General features: G+C 57.5%; 15 protein-coding genes. 5 read left to right on the top strand and 10 right to left on the bottom strand.

Going from position 1 to position 22,257, the window contains the following annotated elements:
- Positions 1–37 precede the first annotated feature (37 nt).
- Complete coding sequence (locus AB6729_RS13875) at positions 38–580, bottom strand: ComF family protein (protein WP_371082217.1); 543 nt, start codon at positions 578–580, stop codon at positions 38–40.
- 728 nt (positions 581–1,308) lie between these two features.
- Between AB6729_RS13875 and egtB the strand changes: the two genes are divergently transcribed.
- Both egtB and egtD read left to right on the top strand, forming a co-directional pair.
- Positions 1,309–2,628, top strand: coding sequence for an ergothioneine biosynthesis protein EgtB (egtB, locus tag AB6729_RS13870; RefSeq protein ID WP_371082216.1), 1,320 nt, complete (start codon positions 1,309–1,311; stop codon positions 2,626–2,628).
- 8 nt (positions 2,629–2,636) lie between these two features.
- Positions 2,637–3,659: an L-histidine N(alpha)-methyltransferase gene (gene egtD / locus AB6729_RS13865; protein WP_371082215.1), complete on the top strand. Its 1,023-nt coding sequence runs from the start codon at positions 2,637–2,639 to the stop codon at positions 3,657–3,659.
- 49 nt (positions 3,660–3,708) lie between these two features.
- Here the strand turns inward: egtD and AB6729_RS13860 are convergent, their stop codons facing one another.
- Complete coding sequence (locus AB6729_RS13860) at positions 3,709–4,110, bottom strand: hypothetical protein (RefSeq protein WP_371082214.1); 402 nt, start codon at positions 4,108–4,110, stop codon at positions 3,709–3,711.
- Positions 4,111–4,241: 131 nt separating this feature from the next.
- Here AB6729_RS13860 and AB6729_RS13855 point away from each other — a divergent pair, with 131 nt between their 5' ends.
- Complete coding sequence (locus AB6729_RS13855) at positions 4,242–6,557, top strand: GH92 family glycosyl hydrolase (protein WP_371082213.1); 2,316 nt, start codon at positions 4,242–4,244, stop codon at positions 6,555–6,557.
- Between the two features lie 143 nt (positions 6,558–6,700).
- On the opposite strand, the gene AB6729_RS13850 is transcribed toward AB6729_RS13855, so the two are convergent.
- From AB6729_RS13850 to AB6729_RS13840, 3 genes are all read right to left on the bottom strand, one after another.
- Complete coding sequence (locus AB6729_RS13850) at positions 6,701–9,982, bottom strand: carboxypeptidase regulatory-like domain-containing protein (RefSeq protein WP_371082212.1); 3,282 nt, start codon at positions 9,980–9,982, stop codon at positions 6,701–6,703.
- A 168-nt stretch (positions 9,983–10,150) separates the two neighbouring features.
- Complete coding sequence (locus tag AB6729_RS13845; RefSeq protein WP_371082211.1) at positions 10,151–11,059, bottom strand: VOC family protein; 909 nt, start codon at positions 11,057–11,059, stop codon at positions 10,151–10,153.
- 61 nt (positions 11,060–11,120) lie between these two features.
- Complete coding sequence (locus tag AB6729_RS13840; protein ID WP_371082210.1) at positions 11,121–12,293, bottom strand: glycerophosphodiester phosphodiesterase family protein; 1,173 nt, start codon at positions 12,291–12,293, stop codon at positions 11,121–11,123.
- A gap of 126 nt (positions 12,294–12,419) precedes the next feature.
- Here AB6729_RS13840 and AB6729_RS13835 point away from each other — a divergent pair, with 126 nt between their 5' ends.
- Positions 12,420–13,727, top strand: a complete 1,308-nt coding sequence (locus AB6729_RS13835) for an aspartyl protease family protein (protein ID WP_371082209.1) — start codon at positions 12,420–12,422, stop codon at positions 13,725–13,727.
- A gap of 115 nt (positions 13,728–13,842) precedes the next feature.
- Here AB6729_RS13835 and AB6729_RS13830 read toward each other — a convergent pair whose 3' ends face one another.
- The 5 genes from AB6729_RS13830 to AB6729_RS13810 form a co-directional block, all read right to left on the bottom strand.
- Positions 13,843–14,337 (bottom strand): DinB family protein, encoded by a 495-nt coding sequence (locus AB6729_RS13830; RefSeq protein ID WP_371082208.1) that lies wholly within the window; start codon positions 14,335–14,337, stop codon positions 13,843–13,845.
- An 18-nt stretch (positions 14,338–14,355) separates the two neighbouring features.
- Complete coding sequence (locus tag AB6729_RS13825; RefSeq protein ID WP_371082207.1) at positions 14,356–16,047, bottom strand: acido-empty-quinoprotein group A; 1,692 nt, start codon at positions 16,045–16,047, stop codon at positions 14,356–14,358.
- Between the two features lie 11 nt (positions 16,048–16,058).
- On the bottom strand, positions 16,059–17,015 hold the full coding sequence (locus AB6729_RS13820; RefSeq protein WP_371082206.1) for a c-type cytochrome: 957 nt from the start codon (positions 17,013–17,015) through the stop codon (positions 16,059–16,061).
- Between the two features lie 485 nt (positions 17,016–17,500).
- Entirely contained in the window at positions 17,501–19,120 is a 1,620-nt protein-coding gene (locus tag AB6729_RS13815; RefSeq protein WP_371082205.1) for an acido-empty-quinoprotein group A, read from the bottom strand.
- On the bottom strand, positions 19,117–19,965 hold the full coding sequence (locus AB6729_RS13810; RefSeq protein ID WP_371082204.1) for a c-type cytochrome: 849 nt from the start codon (positions 19,963–19,965) through the stop codon (positions 19,117–19,119). Before AB6729_RS13810 ends, AB6729_RS13815 begins: the two co-directional genes overlap by 4 nt.
- Positions 19,966–20,130: 165 nt before the next feature.
- Between AB6729_RS13810 and AB6729_RS13805 the strand changes: the two genes are divergently transcribed.
- Complete coding sequence (locus AB6729_RS13805; RefSeq protein ID WP_371082203.1) at positions 20,131–22,242, top strand: M14 family zinc carboxypeptidase; 2,112 nt, start codon at positions 20,131–20,133, stop codon at positions 22,240–22,242.
- The last annotated feature ends 15 nt before the right edge of the window (positions 22,243–22,257 follow it).

Here is a 22,257-nt window from a genome sequence, read left to right as displayed (position 1 = left end):
CTTGCCTGTCGTTCTTACGTCTCTTTACACTCGGCGATCAACCAGCGGGCCGAGTGTGGATAAATCGGTTCTCAAAACGATTGTGCGACTCGTACATCGTGCTATCGATAGCTGCTGTCGGTGCGGTCCACAGCACAGGAATCTGGCTACCGGCACGCGCAAGCGTAACCACACGCACACTCTCTGCTCCTGCGGCCAACAACACTTCCGTACATTCCGTTACGGTGGCGCCGGTGGTATACACATCGTCCACCAGCAGGACATGGCGTCCGCGAACAGCGCCCCGCACCCGAAACGCACCCCGCACATTCTCGCGACGCTCGTCGGGCGACAAACGATACTGCGACTCCTTGTGATGCACGCGCTTCATGCGCCCAGGAGCCAGCTCCATCTTCCAGTGCGGGTGATGACGGCGAACCACACGCATCGCAGCATGTGCCAGCAGGTGGCTCTGGTTATACAAACGTCGACGCCTGAAGAGCGGCACCGGAATCACCAGCAGTGATGCCGGCATCCCCTCTGCCTGGGCCAGGATCGCCTCTGCCAGCAACGCTCCCATGGGCCGCGCCAGCGAACGCACGTTTCCAAATTTGAAGAGCCGCAGCGTACCCCGCATCAGTTCGTAAGAACCAAAAGCCGTAGCCCGAACGAAAACAGGGGCTGTCACCCTGCACGGAGCACACAGAGTTCCGGTTAAGGTCGCCGCATAGGAAGGCTCATACCCCAGCGGCTCCGCACAAAAATAGCAGCTAAGGCCAAGCCGGGAATCTTCCAGGAACCCCCTGCACCCGTCGCATAGCGGCGCCAGCCGTCCGTCCGCCAGCGGCTGAACACGGCACAGCCGGCATCGCGCAGGTGCAAGGAAAGCGATCGCAGAATGAAGAGCGGAGCGGAACAGCGAACGGGGCGAGACGAAATCTATGGCGCAGGAAGGACTATCAGCTGCCATTGTCACTTCGGATTCATGACCTGCGTACAACGTCTCAGGGAAGACGCACCTCGCTGATACTATCCCCTCCGAATCCCTGAAAAAACCGGAACGCCCGGCCCCGGGACGGCATGGGATGTATTTGACCGAAGTATATGCCGCTTTGCGCCTCTGGCGATAGAGCCACACCGCCTGAGAATCCGAAAAGATTCCGCCTACCCTGCCTCCGAATCTCGCCCACTCCGACTTTTTTCTGGCGCAAGCTCCACGGAAAGGGAGAACATGGTGCGCCAAATCTGCATCCAAACCACCTGCGGCAACATCTTCCTCTCTACCCAATGTGTGTACGTACCCCATCCCTTCCCTGAGGTTCATGCGAAATGGCCGCCACTGTTGTCTCAAACGCGAACGCCGTGCAAACCACGCTGCTGCAACGGTTTCTGGCCGCGCGGAAGGCAACGGAAGATGCCTGCCGCACGCTGACCACAGAGGACCAGATGGTGCAGTCCTGCCCGGAAGCCAGCCCCACCAAGTGGCATCAGGCCCATACAAGCTGGTTCTTTGAAACCTTCGTGCTGACGCAGTTTCTCCGTGGCTATCAGCCCTTCCATCCGGATTTTCATTGGCTGTTCAACAGTTATTACCGCAGCCTGGGCAATGAAATTCCTGAGAAAAAACTGCGTGCATCGTTCTCGCGCCCGTCTCTGGAAACCATCGTCGCCTTCCGCGCGCATGTAAACCGCCACATCGAGCAACTGCTGCAGCAGGACAACGTCCCTGACGATGCACTGCGCCGCATCGTGCTCGGCATTCAGCATGAACAGCAGCATCTGGAGTTGTTGCTGACCGACATCAAGCACGCCTTCTTCACCAATCCGCTGCACCCCATCTATCGCGAAACAAAAAACACCACAGACGCAAAAGCGATCCCCTCGCGCTGGATTGAGTTCAAAGGTGGCCTGCACGAAATCGGATACGCCCTCAACGAAGCAGACCCGCTTGACTTCTGCTTTGACAACGAAACCCCGCGACATCGCGTGTATCTGCAGCCCTACGCGCTGGAAAACCGCCTCGTCACCTGCGGTGAATATCTCGCCTTCATGAATGACAACGCCTATACGCGCGCCGAACTCTGGCTCAGCGAAGGTCTCGACATCATTGAGCATGAGCGATGGGAAGCTCCGCTGTACTGGCAACGATGTACCGACGACAGCACGGGCTGGCGCATCTTCACCCTGGGTGGATGGCGTGGTCTTTCCACCATGCTCGCCACGCCGGTGTGCCACGTAAGCCTGTTTGAAGCCGATGCCTACGCGCGCTGGCGTGGTTGTCGACTCCCAACCGAAGCCGAATGGGAACACGCAGCAAACGAAGCCCCTATGGAAACAACTGGCTTGCTCGAACAAGGCAGGCTCCATCCCTCGGTCGCCACCTCCAATGACCTGACGCAAATGATGGGCGACGCATGGGAATGGACCGCATCTGCCTACACCGGCTATCCCGGCTACGCCCCACTACCCGGTGCGCTCGGCGAATACAACGGCAAATTCATGTCCAGCCAGATGGTGCTTCGCGGAGGCTCCGTCGCCACACCCGCAAGCCACATCCGCTCCGCCTATCGCAACTTTTTCATGCCGGGCACACGCTGGCAGTTCTCCGGCATCCGCCTCGCACGCCCTTTTTCTTCACGAAACGAATAGGACCATCGGTGAGCACATCTCTTCCCTCCCCTGAGCGCTTCGCGCCACCCCTTGTTAACCCCGCGCTCGATGCCGTGGCCACAGCCGTACGTGAGGGCCTGTCCTGCGCACCAAAGTGGCTGCCCGCTTGGCTGTTTTACGATGCGGAAGGTTCACGCCTGTTTGAACGCATCACCACGCTGCCGGAGTACTACCCCACGCGCACCGAACGCGCCATCTTCACGGGTTACGCCGACGGCATCATCGACACCGCCATCCGCACATGGCAACAAATTCATCCCGGTCGCAGTGGTCGTCTCCGCGTCCTCGAACTCGGCGCAGGAACGGCAACCAAAACAGGCATCCTGCTCGATGCCGCAGTGCGTCGGCAGGGCCAGACGGAATATCTTCCCATTGACGTATCCGAATCGGCGATGGCCGAAGCATGCGCCTCCATGGAACGCGTGCAAAGCGGTGTCACGGTAGCGCCACAGGTAGCCAACTACGTCACCGATGCGCTTGAGATCCCGCAGCACAACGGTCCAACCATGGCGCTCTACATCGGCAGCAGCATCGGCAACTTCGATCCGGAAGAAGCCGCTACCATCCTTTGTAATCTGCGCAGTCAATTACAGCCGGGCGACACGCTATTGCTGGGCACAGACATGGTGAAGGACCGCCGCAGGCTCGAAGCTGCATACAACGATCACGATGGCATCACTGAAGCCTTCAATCTCAATCTGCTGCGCCGCATCAACCGCGACCTGCGCGCCAACTTTGACCTCGCACGTTATCGCCACGTAGCACTGTGGAATGAAGAACAGTCACGCATTGAAATGCACCTGCAATCGCTGCGCGAACAAACGGTACGTATCCCCGCGCTGAATGCAGCATTCCACTTCGCCAAGGGCGAAACCATCCATACGGAAAACAGCTATAAGTTCACCGGCACATCCATCGCCTCGCTGCTACACAACGCAAGCTATGCGCCGGTGGAACAATGGACAGACGAGCAACATTGGTTTGCCGTCACATTAGCCACACCCGAATAAGAATGGGCTGCCCCGAAAGACAGCCCAAACATTTGCAACAAATATCCTGTTAGTGCGCGAAGGCTGTCACCAGATCCATCACGTCCGCGATGATGCGCGTGGTCGGATCATAGGCAACCATGTAGCCGTCATAGTAGCCATACTGGTATCCCCTCGGCGGTGGTGGCATCCCGCGCCAATACGACGAAGGAACCGGACGAATCGAATAATTGCGCGGAATCGCATACCCCGGCGCAAACGCAGGACGCTTGCGATTATTCCACCGTTGCGCATCGGAACGATAGTGCCGCGCAACCTGATCGCGATAGTTCCGATCCATGCGAAAATCCTGGCGACCTGGACCGCCCTGCCCCGGCGGCGGATAATTTCCTTTTTTCGCCTGTCCCGGCGGCGGCCCCCCGTGTCCAGGCTGTGCATTCATCTGTGAAGGCGCAACGATTACAGCAGCCAAGGCAAATGCACAAAACAAATGCTTTCGATCAAAGGTCATGTTCTTACTCCCGTTGGTTGGATGCAGAACCATCTCTCCTGACTGCCTCTGCCATGTTCCATTTATGACCCACAGGTTTACCCTGTAGCGGCATGCGTTTCTCATCTCTTCGCACATTCGTCGCGTGCAGCCTGTTTCTTCTGGCTGCGGCTCACGCTCAGCAATCGCCCGTTGTTGCGGTCGATCCCTTCATCGGCACCGGCACCGAAGGCCATACCTTCCCCGGCGCCGCTGTGCCCTTCGGCATGGTGCAGCTCTCACCCGACACGCAGATTCGCCCCTTCAAACAGAGTTACAAGTGGGCCGCGGGCTATCGCTATGAAGACACCACCATCCTCGGCTTCTCGCACACGCACTTCTCCGGCGCGGGCCACTCGGATTTAGGTGATGTCCTGCTGCAACCCATCAGCGGCGATAATGTAAACCTCGAACCCGGCGATGCAGATCATCCCGGCTATCGCTCGAAGTTCAGCCACACATCAGAAAAAGCCTCGCCCGGCTACTACGCTGTAACGCTCGAAGACTACGGCATCCGCGCAGAACTCACGGCCACCACGCGCGTTGGGGTGCATCGCTATGCCTTCCCTTCCGGCAGGCGTCACATCCTCATCGACCTGCGCTCCAGCATCTACAACTATCCCGGCAAAGTACTGTGGTCACGCATCCGCGTACGCAACGACGGCACCATCACGGGTATGCGTGAAACACGAGGCTGGGCGCCTGGACGCCAACTCTACTTCGCCATCCGCTTCTCGGCACCGATCAAGGGGCATCATCTCTACAACCGCGAACCGATGCCCATCGATTACAAAGGCTTCAAAACTCCCGGCAACACACCGGAAGACACGCAGAGTATAGAGGGCCGCGGTCTCATCGGCGTCTTCGACTTCGGCCAGGCAACGCATTCCAACGTGCTGGTCAAAGTCGCTATCTCGCCCGTCAGCGAAGACAACGCCATCGCCAACATGGACGCAGAAGTTCCCGCATTCGACTTCGAAGCCGCACATCGCGCAGCCACCGCGCAGTGGGAAAAAGCTCTGGGCGCGCTTGAAATCACCGCACCAGAAGCCACACGTAAAAGCCTGTACACCGCGCTGTATCACACGCTGCTTGCACCCTCCATCAGCATGGATGTCGACGGTAGTTATCGCGGCCCCGACAATCAGGTCCACAAAGCAAATGGTTTCAACTTCGTCAGCAGCCTCTCGTTGTGGGACACCTATCGCGCAGAACAGCCGTTGATGACGCTGCTGCAACCAGCATCGCGCACCAGCGATTTCGCCAACTCCATGCTCGCTTCGCAGCGGGAAAGCCCCTTCGGCATCCTGCCCGTGTGGCAGTTCCAGGGCATTGAAACCTGGTGCATGATCGGCTATCACGCAGTGCCCATCCTCGCCGATGCCATCGCAAAAGACATTCCCGGCTTCGACAAAAACGCCGCACTCGATGCAATGGTCGCATCCGCAAAGTACGCGCCCTACGGCAACCTGGGCGCATACATGAAGCTCGCCTATGTCCCCGTGGACAACGATCAGGAAGCCGCATCCAAGACCGTGGAATACGCCTTCGACGACTGGACCATCGCAAAGACCGCAGAAAAACTCGGCCGCAAAGACATCGCCACCGAGTTCTACAAGCGCGCACAATACTGGCGCAATAACTTCAACACGAAAGACGGATTCGTCGAACCGCGCCTCGCTAACGGTGACTACCGCACGCCCTTCGACCCCACCAGGGCAGGCGCAAACAGCGGCTTCACCGAAGGCAACGCATGGCAATACTCCTGGTATCAGCCGCAGGATGAACTCGGCCTCGTTAAGTTACTCGGCGGCCCGGATAAGTTAGTCGAAAAGCTCGACGACATGTTCGACCAGAAAGTAGACCCCGCAAAGTACGCCGACGTAGAAGATATCTCCGGCATGATCGGCCAGTACATCCACGGCAACGAGCCAAGCCATCACCTTCCCTATCTCTACATGTATGCCGGCCAGCCCTGGCGCACACAAGCGCGCCTCAAGCAGATCGTCGACTCACAATACAAACCCACACCTGACGGTCTCGTCGGCAACGACGACCTCGGCCAAATGTCGGCATGGCTACTCTTCACATCGCTCGGCTTCTATCCCATAGCACCCGCCAGCAACGAATACGTCCTCGGCAAACCGTTTGTTGATCACGCAGTCATGCATCTTCCCAACGGCAAAACATTCACCATCACCGCCGAAAACCTGAACGACACCAACGCCTTCGTACAAAGCATCACGCTCAACGGCAAGTCATTCGATCGCAGCTTCCTCACCCACGAAGAACTGATGGCCGGAGGCGAACTCCACTTCGTGATGAGCACCAAGGAAAAAGCAGCATGGTCCATGAAGAACCACACCGCACCCTACTCCATGACCCACTGACAAACAAAACAGACCTTGTCATCCTGAGCGAAGCGAAGGACCCCAACGCACTCTGACGCAGCGACAAATGCAAATGCCTTCCGAACAGGATTTCTCCCCTGGGAAGGCATTTACATTTGTCACAGTAAGCAGTAATAAGTGACTTAGAAAATCACCTTCAGGCCAAACTGCACAATACGCGGATCGAGTGTTGAAGTAATGGTTCCACCCGTCTGCGTGTTGCCGCTGTTTGCAACGCCACCCGCAGTCGTGAAGTTAGTGTGATTCAAAATGTTGTACAACTCGCTGCGGAACTCAATGTTCGCGCGTTCCGTCACAGCGAACCGTTTATTGATAGCAAGGTTCAGGAAGTTGATCGCAGGCGACCGTCCAGCATTGCGGGCAAGGTTACCGAACGGCGTGGTCGTTGGGATCGCCAGCACAGGCCCGCTTGCAGGCGTGTAAGCACCCACATTCAGATACTGCAACGACGTTCCAGTCGAGCGTTTCTTATCCAGCGTGTACAACGGAGCCGAACGATTGATGCGATTCGGGCGATAGATATTGCCACCGCGATACGTCGGCACACTGCTCGCCGTCACCTGCAGGTTCGCTGCGGGCGTATCCGTAATGTTGAACTGGTAACCGCTGGCAGCGGAGTTGATTGCGGAAATCTGCCATCCACCCACCAGCTCATTCGTAAGTCCACCACCACTCATGTAGCGCTTCCCTTTACCAAACGGCAGTTCATACACAAGGCTGGTAACGTTGTACAGCGGCTGGTTGTAATCGCTGTTGCCATAGTCAGCGGCTAGATTACGGATATCCTGCGGCGCGGGCGTGTTGCTCTCCAGCGACGCACCTGCATTATCCAGCGCATGGCCATACGTGAAGCTGTTCAACAGCGTCAGCCCCGCCACCATCTGCTGCTCATACTTCACCTGGATCGAATCGTAGTGAGAATAAGCTTCGCGGATGGGATACGTGATATCGCCAAACGCAGGCAGTGGACGCGCAAAGTTGTTGTTCGGGTCCTTTTGGTTAAAGTTCGCAAGCTGCAACAACTTCAGACCATGATTGCCGACATACGCAATATCCAGCAGTGTGTTCTTTGCAAGCTGGCGCTGCACGCTCAGGTAGTAGCTCTCCACATAGCTATCGCGATAGCGCTTGCCATCGATATAACTCGGGTTCGCCGTAATCGGGTTAAAGGTAAGTGTCGTCGACGGGAAACCTTGATCGAAGCGAACATAGGTTGCAGCACTTCCACCTGCCGCCGGCGCCGCTTGCGAAGCGTTGGTAAACAACGCATTCGGCGGGTTAATGGCCAGTACGTTACCCGAACCTGCGCGGTCGTAGTGAGCAAAGCTGATGCCAAAGCCACCACGCACCGTCGTGTTCGCATCCGGTGCGTATGAGAAGCCAACACGTGGTCCAAAGTTGTTGAAGTCCGGGCTGAAGCCGTACTTATTACCATTGGTCGCAGGAACAAATGCCGAGATAGAACCCGTAGCAGCACCAGCTGATGTCGGATCGAAGTTTGTCAAACGGTTCTGCGCATCCGAGTAAGGCGAAACATACTCATAACGCACACCCACGTTAATGGTCAGGTTAGGCGAAACCTTCCAGTCATCCTGCACATACGCAAAGCTTCCATTGGTGCGCAGCTTTGCAACAAAGTAGCTGGACAGCGAATACACGCTGGTTGCCCCAAAGAGGAAATCCGCAAAGTAGTTATCGCTGTTCGCTGTACCTTGCGCAACACCATTCTGATAACGCGAGTAACCGCCACCAAAAGTGAAGCCGCCATACAGGGGATTGGTATCCTGCACATCCATCCAAACCTTCTGATACTCATAACCAAACTTCAGCGAGTGATTGCCGCGCAGCCACGAGTAATTCACCTTTGGATTAAATACTGCGGGATTCTGGAACTGCGGATTCGTCGTCTGACGTCCCAGTGCAGCAAAGCCAGTAATACCGATACCCGGGATACCACCCGCAACCGTAGGATCCGTCGGAAGCCCAGGAAATGTGAATCCCGGATTGGTCCCGATAGAAGTAGAGTACTTACCGGCCTTCGTCTTTGAGATGCCCACACGCACATCCAGCAACTGGTTCGCACCAATCACACGCGTGTAACCCGCGGCTAATTGCTGATCCATAATGCGCTGGTTACCGTTTGACTGGCCATCCAGAGGCAGGCCGAACACAGGTGCATCCAGCGCATTTGTCTTCAACTGCGAAAGTCGCACGAACATCGAGTTGCGTTGATTAAACGCGTAATCCAGACGAAGGTCGCCTTTGTCGGTACGGTTATTCGAACGCTGCAGCGTCGTGAAGTTAGACGCAGCGGCAGTGCCCGGATTCAGGTTCCTGATATAGCCCGCAATCGTGCGCGCAATGGGCGAGATATTCGACGAAGTAAGAATCGACGTACCCGCAGCATAGGCTGTGCTGTTATAGGGGTCATATACGGTCTTGCTGAACACGCCATTCAACTGCGTAGGCGTGGGAAGCGTGGCAGAGCTCACCTGCTTACGCACCTGGCGCAGTCCCTCGTAATCCAGGAAGAAGAACGCGTGGTCACGAACAATGCGGCCGCCAACATTACCACCAAACTGGTTGCGGTTAAACTGCGGCTTCTTACCACCCGGAGGCGCGAAGAACCCAATCGCATTCAGATCGGTATTACGGATGAACTCATACACGCGACCGTGATACGTATTCGTACCCTGCGCCGAAGCCACATTGATGGTGGCCCCACTCGCACGTCCATACTCCGCACTCTCATTGTTGGTCACCACCTGGAAGGCAGCAACGGAATCCGGCGGCGTCTGAATAATCTGGTTACTGAAACCCTGGTTGGATTCGCCGTAAGCGTTGTTATCCATGCCGTCCAGCAGATAGTTATTAAACATGGAACGCTGACCGTTCACATTGAATGAGCCTTCGCGTACAAGCCCCGTGTTACTCGTGGTGGAAATCGCATTGCCCGTCTGACGAACACCAGGAGCCAATCCCACAAGGTCAGAGTAGTTACGGCCCACCAGTGGCAGGCTCGCCGTCTGATGCTGCGTCACAATTTCGCCACGCTGGCTCGTATCCGTCTCCACGCGCAATGCAACGTCACTCACTTCCACTGTCGTGCTGGTGGAACCTACCCCTAAAGTCAGGTCAACGCGCTGGCGTGCCGCAACCGAGACGGTGATGTTCGTGGCATTCGCCACGGCGAACCCTTCCTTGGTCACCTGCACGTCGTACTGGCCCACACGTAAAGCAGGAACTTCATAAGCACCGTGATCGTCCGACTGACGCGTGCTTACAACGCCCGTGGCACGATTCGTCACCGTGATCGTGGCGTTCGCAATCACCGCACCCGATGCATCACGAACCGTTCCAACCACGCTGCCGTTTTCATACTGCGCAAGGGAGGCAACCGGCATGCTGAAACACACTGCGGCCAGGCAGAGAGAAGAAATCTTTTGGGATCGCATGCCAGCTACGCTAGGGCAGACTAGTAAACGTCTTGTGAAACACGTGTGAACACAACGTAACAGACGAAGGATGCCGTTTGAGATATCGCGACTCCTCATGCATCGGCCCCCACTGCTTCAACGGTTCTCAACCGCGGTGGGTTGCGGCCCCATAAACTCTGAGCAACATGGCTTTTCCCGCGGTGTAAATTCCATATATTCCAGCCGGCTCAGGTCCGGGTCATACAGGTTTAACTGCATCTTGCCGTCAAGGCCGATCTGCGTTTTGCTGCACTGCGCCTCCGTGCAGCCGTTCGCCTTCAACTGCGCCAGTACGGTATCCATCTTTGCAGTGCCAAGCGAAAAATGGTCCTGTACTCCCACGGACTTCAGGCTCGCGTCCGGCGGGATGTTCAGCATGTATTCAATCCAGTCGGTCCCATCCGGAACCTGTAAGCTCACCCAGTCCGCGCGCTCCGGATGACGGCCTCCATGCCAGTACGGACGGAAACCAAGCAACTCGCGATAAAACTTGTCTTCGGCCGCCTGGTCTTTCACCACGTGCCCCACATGGATAATGCGAGAGGCAGTAGCATTCGAAGACAACGAAGCCTTCGCAACGGCACGATTCGATCCGGTCTGGACAAAATAGACAAGGTAGCCATCAGGATCATGCACGGCAAACGCGCCGTCTTTCAGCGGCTCGGCGATGGCCACACCTTTTTCTGTGAGGTAGCGCTGCAGTCCCTTCGCGTCACGGGTGGTAAAGCCGATCGCCGCCATGCGGGAATGTAGCGATGGATCGGTCAGCGGAATCCATTCCACCCATTGCAGCGCATTCACGGGATACACCGAACGTGAATCTTCCGTCACCCGTTTCAAGCCCAGCGTGTCGCCGTAGAAATGCTGTGCGGCACTCGCATCCGATGCATAGAAACGAGCGAATGCAATACCCGTGATGGCGGGGCGCTTTGTCTCTGCGGCAGATACCCGCATTCCGGCAAATGCCAATGCAATACACAACAGCGAAGCGGCCAGGGTTTTCATCGCAAGCACTGTAGGCCGCCTCGCCTGCCATGTCAAAGGCAGCTTTGCGCCATCCGTGGATTTAAGGCTTCACCCGCAATGCCTCAGGCACAAAGTCCGAACTAAGTGTTTTCGGGCTCTCTGTCAGATAGAACGTCTGAATCTTCGGATACTGTTCTTCGATCAGTTGCAGCGTACGGAAGTCAAAGCTCTGAATGGCCGCGCGGCCTTCCATGTGCTCCTTCGCAATCGTTCCCGCAAGCGCATCCACAAACGCCTGCGGCGGTTTCGTATGATTCTCAAAACCCTTTGGCACCGGACGTCCCTGGCTGCTGATGCTCACATCCGGAACGATCTTCGTCTCAATGTTGAAGTGCACGGTGCGAGCATTCGCGGCGCGCTCTTTCGCATGAGGATCGCTCTTCCCTGCACCGGTCGTGTAGTAATCCACATAAAACTTCACAAAGCGGAAAAGCTGCGGCACATTTGTCGGCGCATAGATCGACGGCATACCATCCTTCTTCGCAAACGCCACCGTCACCGGCGACAGCGCAGCATCGTTCTTCTGCATATCGCCAAAATGGATCTTGTCGCAGATCAGTGTCTTCGCCGCATCGGTTGAAGAGATATCGCGGAGGTAGATACGGTTCTCCATCGTGTAAGCCGAACCATCGGCCTTGCGGCACGCCTGCGGGTTATAGAACTGGTCATGCCAGATGGTGGAAATGCCATCTGTAGAAACACCTGTATCTGTCTCCAGTTCGGTTGCAAGCTGATCAAGCCCACTTTCAAAACTAGGCAACGTATTTTCCGGACGCAGCCCACGTCCGCCGCGATGCGCACTCACGACAAACCGCTCCAACGTTTCGTTATCAGGATTCGCAGCACGCTCTTCCTTCAACACCTGCTGCAACAGGTCTGGACGATCGCTGATCAATCCATCCACACCCGTGCGAATCACCGCGCGTATCTGTTCCGGATCATTCGTCGTCCACGGCACCACGTGAATGCCCAAGGCCTGCAACTGCTTCACCGGCACCAGTGGCATATCCGCTGGCAAACCCGGCGAACGCACCACCGTGCGATCCAGCGGCGACAGCAGCGGCATACGCCCGCCATGCTGCTTCGCATGTGCGGCGGCCTTCGTCATCAACGTGATCCACGGATTCTCCATACCTGAGGTAGATGCGGCCTGCTGCGCAACAAGCGGCGCAGTGGCAAAAAGAAAAACAGCAGCAGAAAGTCGAAAGTTCATAGCATGTCCACCATGGAGCATTCAGATGAAGAGAAGGTAAATCACCCACGGACCGATATGGAACTCGACAATATCCCGCAGGGGAAACCTCTGCGATAGAAACTGCTCAAATACACCTGAAATCAAGTGACGAAAAGTGCATTTCACGGGACCGATCATTTCAGAAGCCCATGCAAGCCTTATAAAAAGGATATGGATTCTGTGACGCGCCTTCTTCCCAAAGTCTTATTGCTCTGTTCCTTCTTTCTGCGTACAGGCGTGGCGAACTGCCAGCAGAGCTCAGCAGAGTTGAAGAAGCTATATGACGCACATTCCTGCTTCCAGATGAGGGAGAAGGTACATGCATCCAATACGCCCTTGTTTTACCGCGCCGTCGCGGCCTGCAATTTTCGAGAATCGCGTTGCGCAAAGGAACTTTCCAAGGTTCAAAGGCAGAGCACCTCTGCAGATGAAGTATGGGAAGCGACTTCGCTGCTGGCTCAGGATGCACTTGCGGACGGACACTACAGCGAAGCCCTCAAGCAAGTCGAGGCGTTGCTGAAGCTGCGTCCAACGGACAAGGATGCGCAAAATGCGCAGGCCTTCTTCGGGGCCCTCACCACATCTGGAGATCAGCGGGTGGTGCGGCATAGGCGCGGACAGGCCTCCGTCGTACAGTTCGATGGGAACGTCGGGGCGAAAATTCTGGTCAACGGGCGCTCGACGGCCTTCATTTTTGATACCGGAGCGAACGTCTCCGTCATCAGCGAAGGTCAAGCAAAGTTGCTGGGTCTTGAGGTCCATGCTGTCGATGCCAGGATGAACGTCGTAACGGGAGCGAAAATCGGTTTCTGCGTCACAACTGCCACCAGTCTGCGGTTGGGAAACGTGGAACTGAAAAATGTCGCCTTTCTTGTGGTCGGCGACGATGCCGAACCCTTCGTCGAAATGCCGATTGGCCAACGTGGAATCCTTGGCTTGCCTGTCCTGCTCGCGGCAGAAACGCTGCGCATGCACGATGGTGTCTTTGATATCGGGTATAAGCCTGCCCGGTACACACGTGATGCTGCGAATATCTGCGCTTATGGCTCAACTCTGAATGTCGAACTCACACATGAGAGCAAACCGTTGACGTTTGCTCTTGACACAGGCGCAACCCACACTGACCTATACCCCCTTTTTGCCAGCGAATTCTCTGATTTGTTGACTAGCGGAAGCAAGGAAACCTTCACACAAAAAGGAATCGGCAGCACCCAGGATTTCCCGGTCGTCACGATCAAAGCCGTGGCATTCACTTTGGCAGGGCATCCCGTTGTTCTCTCACCGGCAAGAGTGTTCCTGAAGCCGAGTCTTGAAGGCAGCGAAACGCTGGCAGGCAATTTGGGTATGGACGTTCTAAGACAAGGTAACCAGTTGACCTTCGACTTTCACGCCATGCGCATTTCGCTCAAGTGAACGCGACGATCTTGAACCAAGCGACTCTGCTCGACAAAACTTAGGCGTCGCCGAGGCTATGGGCTTGTGTGAGGATTAGTAACGCTATGTCGTCTTCCGAGAAATAATCCATTCCCTATTCCCTCCCCACAACTCCCATAAACAGATAGTCCATAGGCCATCCCGGAGCAATACCCGCCTGCCGCACAAGCATGGCCATCTGCGCATAGTGCCGGATTCCGTGCAGCACAGTATGGTTCAACACCGTACGTCGCGAAGCCCGCAGCACTCCCATGCTTCGCGTTTGGAATGGAATGATCTGTTCCCAATCGAACGCGGCATCCGCCAGCAGTGCGCGAATGCGATTCAGCATTCCAACATGTGCCGCTTCCATCCCCGCCACATCCGCGGGAATTTCTTCATACGAAGTCTCTGCCTCGCCGCAAAGCCGTTGCGCATAACGCAGTTCCACGGCAACAATGTGGTGCAGCAGGCCATTGATATCCGCAACGCTATACACATCGCACGGCAGGCGCAGTATCTCAGGATGACGCTTCACCAACTCCATCCATCGGATGAAGGTAGCGTCGCTCCACGCAAGCAGTTCTTCCCCACTCAATCCTGCTGACACTGCGCCTCCCGGTTCGAACTACTGCAAACGGAACGCGTACACCATGTCACCCGCACCGGCCAGCACATACTGATGACCATCCAGCATGTACGTCTCCGGCGCATTGCTGACACCAATCCGCGTGTGCCACAACTGCTTGCCCGTTGCCGATTCATACGCGACCAGGTTTCCATGTTGATCGCCGCTGAACAACAGCCGTCCCGCTGTTGCCGTCACACCAATCAGTGAACCGCCACCGACGCCGGGATAACGATGCTTCCATGCAGCCTTGCCCGTCTTGTAATCCATGCCGATGAGATACGTTCCCAGCGTGCCCAGCCCAACCTCATCCTTACCACCCAGCCCCATCGCACCGCGCGGGTCCGTCGTGGCCAGGTAATACATGGCATAACTCTCGTTCGCATTCACATAGAACAAGCCCGTCTGCGGACTGAACGCCGGTGGAGGCCAATTCACAATGCCGCCATTCGCAGGCGAAACCAGCGCACCGCCATAGTCAAAGTCCTTCGCCGGAATGCGCACCGGAGCGCCGTTTTTATCCAGCTTCTCCTCCGCCCAGTTCGGCGAATCCACCAGCTTGCTCGTCAACAGATGCTCGCCCGTAGTGCGATCCAGCACAAAGAAGTAGCCGTTGCGCGCCGCAGTCATCACCATCTTGCGCGGCTTGCCCTTCCATATGCCATCGACTAACACCTGCGTCTGTGCCGAATCAAAATCATGCGTGTCATGCGGCGACGTCTGGTAATACCACGCCATCTTGCCGGTATCCACATTGATCGCCACCGTGGCGCATGTGTATAGGTTCGCGCCCGGTCCACGCATCTGCGACGTATACGCCGCCGTAGGATTGCCTGTGCCAAGAATGTAGAGATGTGTCTCCGGATCATACGACCCGTTCACCCACACATTGCCACCACCATGCGAAGCCGCATCCACGTTGCGCCATGTCTCCATGCCCGGATCATCCTTCTTCATCGGCACGGCAAACCACTTCCACTCCACCTCGCCCGTCTGCGGACTGAAGCTCTGCAACATACCCGGCTCGTCCAGGTCATTGCCCGTGCCAACAAGCAGATGATCGCCAATCACCACAGGAGCCATCGTCGAGAAGTACTGCAGATCGAATGATGCAATTTCCTTATGCCAGATCTCCTTGCCCGTCTTTGCATCAATGGCCACCAGGTAATCGTCCGGCGTCTCCAGGAACAAACGATCATGCCACATCGCCACCCCGCGATTGCCAATGTGCGTACCGCCGCGCGTCTTCCATAGGAAGTGCCACAGTACATGCCCATCCATGGCATCCATCGCCCACACGTTATCCGGCGTGCTGACAAACAGGTATCCATCCACCTGCAGAATCGCGCCTTTAATCGAACCCATCGGCGCCACCGCGGTTCCCACACCGCCAACATTCGTCGGCACCGCAGCCGGCCCAAATCCCGGAGGCCCACCGCCACCCGGAGCACCTTCACCACCGGTCAAACGCTGCGCCCACGCCAGCGTCAGCCCCTTCACATTCAGCGAATTGATCTGCGTCAACGAGCTATACCGGCGCCCGCTGTAATCACCCGAATACGTAGGCCAGCTATCCGGCTTGGGTTTAAGAATGTCCTTCGGGTCAAGCCACTGCGCGTTCAGCGCGGTGGTCACCATCGTCATCGCCGCGCACAGAGCAGCGGCACATTGAATCTTGCGAAGAATACGCATGTGGCTGTCCTTTATTTCAGCGACTCGAGGTACGCCGTGATGTCGTGGATATCTTTATCGGTAATGGTGCGGAACATCGCGCGATGCGCCTTCAGCGGATCGTGAATCTCCACCTTCGGCACACCGTTGTTCAGCGTGAAGCGATGCACCACGCCGTCGTCCGTGATGATCTCCGCATAGAAGTCATCCAGCACGCCCAGTCGCCCGGTCACCTTCTTCCCACTGGCCAGCGTCACCGTCGCCGTCGTCGGCGGCACATGAAGTTGCGGAGGAGGAGGCCCACCGCCGCCACGCCTTCCAAACGCAGCCACACCGGGCAACATCCACGCCTGCTGCATACCGCGCGGATCCTCATACTTCGCAGCAAACCCCTTCAGATCACCATCTACGGAGTGGCATGAAGCGCATAGTCGACCAAACGCCGCCTTACCCTCATCCGCCTTGCCGACAACGATGTTGATCTTCTCGGTGGAGCGCATATTGCCACCGGTCTTCAGGCTATGCAGCCACGCCGCAATGTCCACCACGCTGCTGTCGGGAATATCAATCTTTGGCATCCCCTGTTCTGCACGCGCACCGTGCACAATCGGCATGATCTTCTCACCCGCGGCATCCTGCAGCACCACTTCACTGCGCAGCAGATTCGGTCCCACCGATCCGCCACCCGCATCCGATCCATGACAGAAGGCGCAGTTCACGCTGAACGCCGTCTTGCCGCGATCCAAAACCTCTTTCGGCGCCGTAGGACGATCCGGGTAAGCCACAATGCCAAACGGTGCGGCCTGCTGCGTCGCGGCGCCATGCGACTGGTCCGCCGACTGCGCCTGCGCACCTTCGTTCGGTCCGGCAGCGGCACCACCTGTAGGACGTTCCGATCCGCCAGGACGTCCGCCTCCGCGTGGCTGCTGTTGTTGCGCATGGACCGCCATCGACGGTCGCACCGCATACCCCAGCACCAGAATTCCCACTCCTACAAAGGCACTGGATACAGCACCTTTGCAAAGACGATTCAAAGGAAACCGCATAAACCCCGCTTTCAGGCTTTCTTTTTTATGCGAACTGTTTGTAACACCTTCTCTCTACAGAAGAAAAGCTGCTGCCTCAAAGACGAACGGACGTCCGCTCAGGCCGCATGGCGAATAACACTTTCTCACCAAAACTATCTGGCCGTGATAAACACCAAAAGCACAACTCAGGTCCGAGCACCAAAGACACGACTCAGGCCTGAGCACCAAAGGCCACGACTCAGGCCTGAGCGCCAAAGGCGCGACCACATATTAGCCTGGGCCGAAGGCCCAGGTAGGGCACAGCCTCAAACGCAAGGGCCAAAGGCCCGCCCTATCTTCCCGCCACAGAACCGGGTGCCCCAGGTGCGCGAAGCTCACCTGGGATCATCGCGCAACGCGCGATCCCGCCGCCTCACTGAACTCGCTGACTCACTGACCTCGCTGACTTACGGCAAACGAAACGCGTACAACGTATCGCAGCCAGCTTCCAGCACATACTGCTTACCATTCAGCACAAACGTCTCCGGCGCATTCGATGCGCCGATATGCTGATGCCACAACTGCCGCCCCGTCGCCGCGTTGTATGCAATGAGGTTGCCATGAATATCCGGCGCAAACAGCAGGTGCCCGGCAGTCGTCATCACACCCGCCGCCAGCCCGCCCGTCACTCCGGGATACCGATGCTTCCACCGCGGCTTCCCCGTCGTGTAATCAATCGCCAGCAACCATCCGCCATTCGACGGCAGATTCATCAACTGCTCGCCGCCCAATCCCATCGCTCCGCGCGGATCAGTCGTCGTCAGGTAAAACATCTCCCACGTCTCTGAAGTATTCACATAGAACAAACCCGTCTGTGGGCTATAAGCAGGCGGTTGCCAGTTCACAACACCCTGCGTCGAAGGCGATACCAACGCTCCGGCAAAATCAAAGTCCTTTGCCGGAATCCGCACCGGCGCACCCTTCGCATCCAGCGTCGACTCAGCCCAGTTCGTAGAAGCAAACATCTTCGAAGTCAGTAAATGCTCACCCGTCACACGATCCAACACAAAGAAATAACCATTGCGCGCCATGGTCATCACTAACTTGCGTGGCTTGCCCTGCCACGTTCCATCCACCAGCACCTGTGTCTGCGCAGAATCGTAATCGTGCGTATCATGCGGCGACGTCTGGTAATACCACGCCAGCTTGCCCGTATCCACATTCACCGCAACCGTCGAACACGTGTATAGGTTCGCGCCAGGCCCACGCAGTTGCGATGTAAACGCGGCACTCGGATTGCCCGTACCAAAGATGTACAGGTGTGTCTCCGGATCATACGATCCATTCACCCACACATTGCCGCCACCATGTGACGACGCATCTACGCTGGCCCACGTCTCCAGCCCGGCATCGCCCTTCTTCATCGGCGTGGCGTACCAGGCCCACTCCACATGACCATCGCGCGGATCAAAGCTCTGCAACATCCCCGGCTCATCCAGGTCATTACCAGTGCCAACTAATAAGTGGTCGCCCACCACATGCGGAGCCATCGTGGAGAAATACTGCAGATCAAACGAAGCAATTTCCTTGTGCCATATCTCTTCGCCGGTCTTCGCACTTAGCGCAACAAGATAATTATCCGGCGTCTCAAAGAACACGCGATCCCGCCACACACCCACACCACGGTTGCCAATGTGCGTACCGCCGCGCGTCTTCCACTGATAGTGCCAAAGCACCTTACCCGTCGCAGCGTCCATCGACCACACGTTGTCCGGCGTGGTCACAAACAAAACGCCATCCACCACCGCAATCGATCCCGAAACACGCCCCAACGGAGCAACCGTCGTCCCAACGCCACCTGTATGCGTCACCTCAGCAGGCAGCTTCTGCGACCACGCCAGCGCAAGCCCCTTAACATTCGAAGTATTGATCTGCGCAATCGGACTAAACCGCTGCCCCGTGTAATCGCCAGAGTAAGTAGGCCATGCCTTCACATCGCGATGAAGCATCGACGAAGGATCAAGCGACTGCGCAACCGCTGGCATCGCACACACGGCCATCATCGCTGCATAGAAAAAACGCATCATCGCAACGACTCCAGGTACGCCGTAATGTCATGAATCTCCGCATCCTTCAACGTCGGCAACATCTCCCGATGCGCCTTCAAAGGATCATGCACCACAACACGCGGCACACCGTTATCCAGCGCCACCGTATGCACAACACCATCGGTCGTCGTAATGGCGACAGAGAAGTCGTCATAAGCCCCGAGCTTCCCGGTGATCTTCCTGCCCTTGGAAACGACCGTGGCCGTCACCGAAGGCACATGCAGCGCAGGCATCCCCGGCCCCTTGATCACTCCGGGCGAAATCCACGTCTGCTGCATCTGCAACGGCTGCGCAAACTTCGCAGCAAATCCCTTCAGATCACCATCAATCGAGTGACAACCCGCACACCGCCGCGTAAACGCCACCTTCCCCGCCACAGCATCGCCCGTCACAATGTTGATCTGCTCCGTCGGCGTCATATTCCCGCCCGTCTTCAAACTGTGCAGCCACGCCGCAATATCCGCCACAGTCAGATCCGGCAGATCAATCTTCGGCATCCCCTGCGCCAGACGCGCACCATGCACAATCGGCAGAATCAGCTCGCCATGCACATCGCGCAGCACCACCTCACTGCGCAACAGGTTCGGCCCCACCGACCCACCCGCCGCATCCGCCCCGTGGCAGAACGAGCAGTTCACGCTATACGCCGCCTTGCCGCGATCCAGCACTTCCTTCGGCTGCACAGGCCGATCCGGATACGCCACCACGCCAAACGGAGCCGCCTCATGCGTCGCCTCCGTATGCGACACCGCACCCTGCTGCGCCCGCGCACCAACGCACAGCAGCGCCACAGCCAACGCACAACTTAACTTAATTCGAATCACAACGACTTTGGCGCTTCCATTTTGGGGTGAACTGTTTGTAGCATCTTCGTCATACCGCAGAAAAGCAGCACCCATAAGCGCGCACCGATAAGCGCGCACCACCGCAGCCATAGCCATAGCCACGGCCTGCGCTTTACGTTCTCTCGCACCACGGAAGGAATCCGCATGTTTCGCGCCACGTCACTCGCTCGCACCGCCGTTCTGCTCATGCCCATCGCCGCTCTCGCGCAGACCACGCAGCTCCGCCCGCACAGCATGTATGAGCCACCCGCCGCATCCGCCGCAAAATCCCTCGCCGACTCAACAAAGGGCGTCCCGCAGGACGAGCTCACCACCGGCGAAAAAACCAACTGGGAGAAGACCGGCCGCTACGACGAAACCGTCGCCATGATGCGTCTCTACGAGAAGCGCAGCAAGTTCATCAAGGTCATCCCCTTCGGCACCACGCCTGAAGGCCGCACCATGTACGCCGCCATCATCAGCAAGGACAAGGCCTTCACACCCGAAGCCGCACACAAAACCGATAAGGCCGTCATCCTCATCCAGAGCGGCATTCACTCCGGCGAAATCGAAGGCAAGGACACCGCGCTCATGCTCATGCGCGACATGGCAGTAACCAACCACCCCAAGCAGGCTGCGTGGCTCGACAAGGCCATCTTCGTCGTCATCCCCGTCTATGAGATCGACGGCCACGAAGACCGCAGCCCCTACAACCGCGCCAACCAGAATGGCCCCGACATCACCGGCACCCGCCCGCAGGAGCAGCAGCTCAACCTCAACCGCGACTACATCAAGGCCGACGCGCCCGAAACCCGCGCCTTCCTCAAGCTCTACAACACCTGGCTGCCTGACTTCATGTTCGACAACCACGTCACCGACGGCGCCGACTACCAGTACGACGTCACCTGGGATATGACCCACCACGACGACATCGGCCCCGGCTCACGCGACTGGGTCAACTCGCGCTTCATCCCGCAACTCAACAAACGCATGGAAGCCGACGGCCATCTCGTCAGCCCCTACGGCGCTTTAAGAGGTGACGGCATGGGCTTCGCCGGTGGCGGCGGCAGCCCACTAGCACCACCAGCAGCAGGAGGCCAGCCAGCCCGCCGCAACAACGCAAACAGCGGTAACAACACAAACAACGGAAGCTCTGAAGGGGCCCGGCTTCAGCCGGGCCGTCAAACCCAACCAGAACAAGCGGCTTTAGCCGCTGAGGGAACGCCCAGGTCCCCTTCCAGCGCCCCCAGTGGCGACGACCGCGCCGCACGCCAGGCCCCAGCCAGCACCAACGGCCAGCGAGACTTCATGGTCGAAGTCTTCTCCCCGCGCTACTCCCACTACTGGTCCGGCGCGCGCAATCGCCCATGCCTGTTGGTCGAAACGCACTCGCTCAAACTCCCCAAAACCCGCGCATGGTCCAACTACGACATCATGGTCCACTCCATCGACATCGTCACAGAAGACCCACAGGCACTGCGCAAAGCCGTGCGTGACAGCGACGCCGCAGACGCAGCCCTCGCCGGCAACAAGAACGAAAAGATGTTCCTCGGCGGCAAAACCAGCGCCGAGTCGCACCCCATCACCTACCACTCCCTCAAGCGCGGTACGGAAGTAAGCCCCATCACTGGCAAACCCGTGCAACACTTCACAGCAGAGAAGGACGATTTCACCGTCAACATGCACGACGGCGTCGACACCACCGCCTCTGCGCCCGTCCCCACCGGCTTCCTCATCCCCGCCGCATGGAGCAACATCGCAGAACTGCTCGCACTCCAGGGCGTCACCATGGAGCGCACCACCAGGGACCTCTCCGACCAGACCTTCGACACCTGGCGTTTCACCGACGTCAAGAAGCAGACCGCCCTCTTCGAAGGCCGCACCTTTACCGACTACACACCCATGCCGGTCAAGGAAAAGATGCACATGCCCGCAGGCAGCTACTACATCCCCATGAACCAGCCCCGCGCACGCATCATCATGGCCATGCTCCACCCGCAGGCACCGGACGCACTCCTCCGCTGGGGCTTCTTCGACGCCGTCTTCGGACCCGGCGGCCGCATCGGCGCAGCCGAATACCTAAGCGTCCCGATCGCAACAAAAGAAGCCGCCGACCATCCCGAACTCTGGAAAGAATTCCAGACCAAAGTAGACACCGACCCAACCTTCGCCAAAGACCCCGACGCCCGCCTAAAATGGTGGATCGAACGCAGCAACTACCAACCCCCAGCAGTAAACAAATACCCCATCGCAGAAGTCTGGACTAAGATTTGGTGAAATGCTCTTCGACGG

It is taken from the genome of Terriglobus sp. RCC_193, from assembly GCF_041355105.1.
GTDB lineage: Bacteria > Acidobacteriota > Terriglobia > Terriglobales > Acidobacteriaceae > Terriglobus.
Note: the sequence above shows the minus strand (reverse complement) of the source record. Positions and strands in the feature narration are given on the sequence as shown.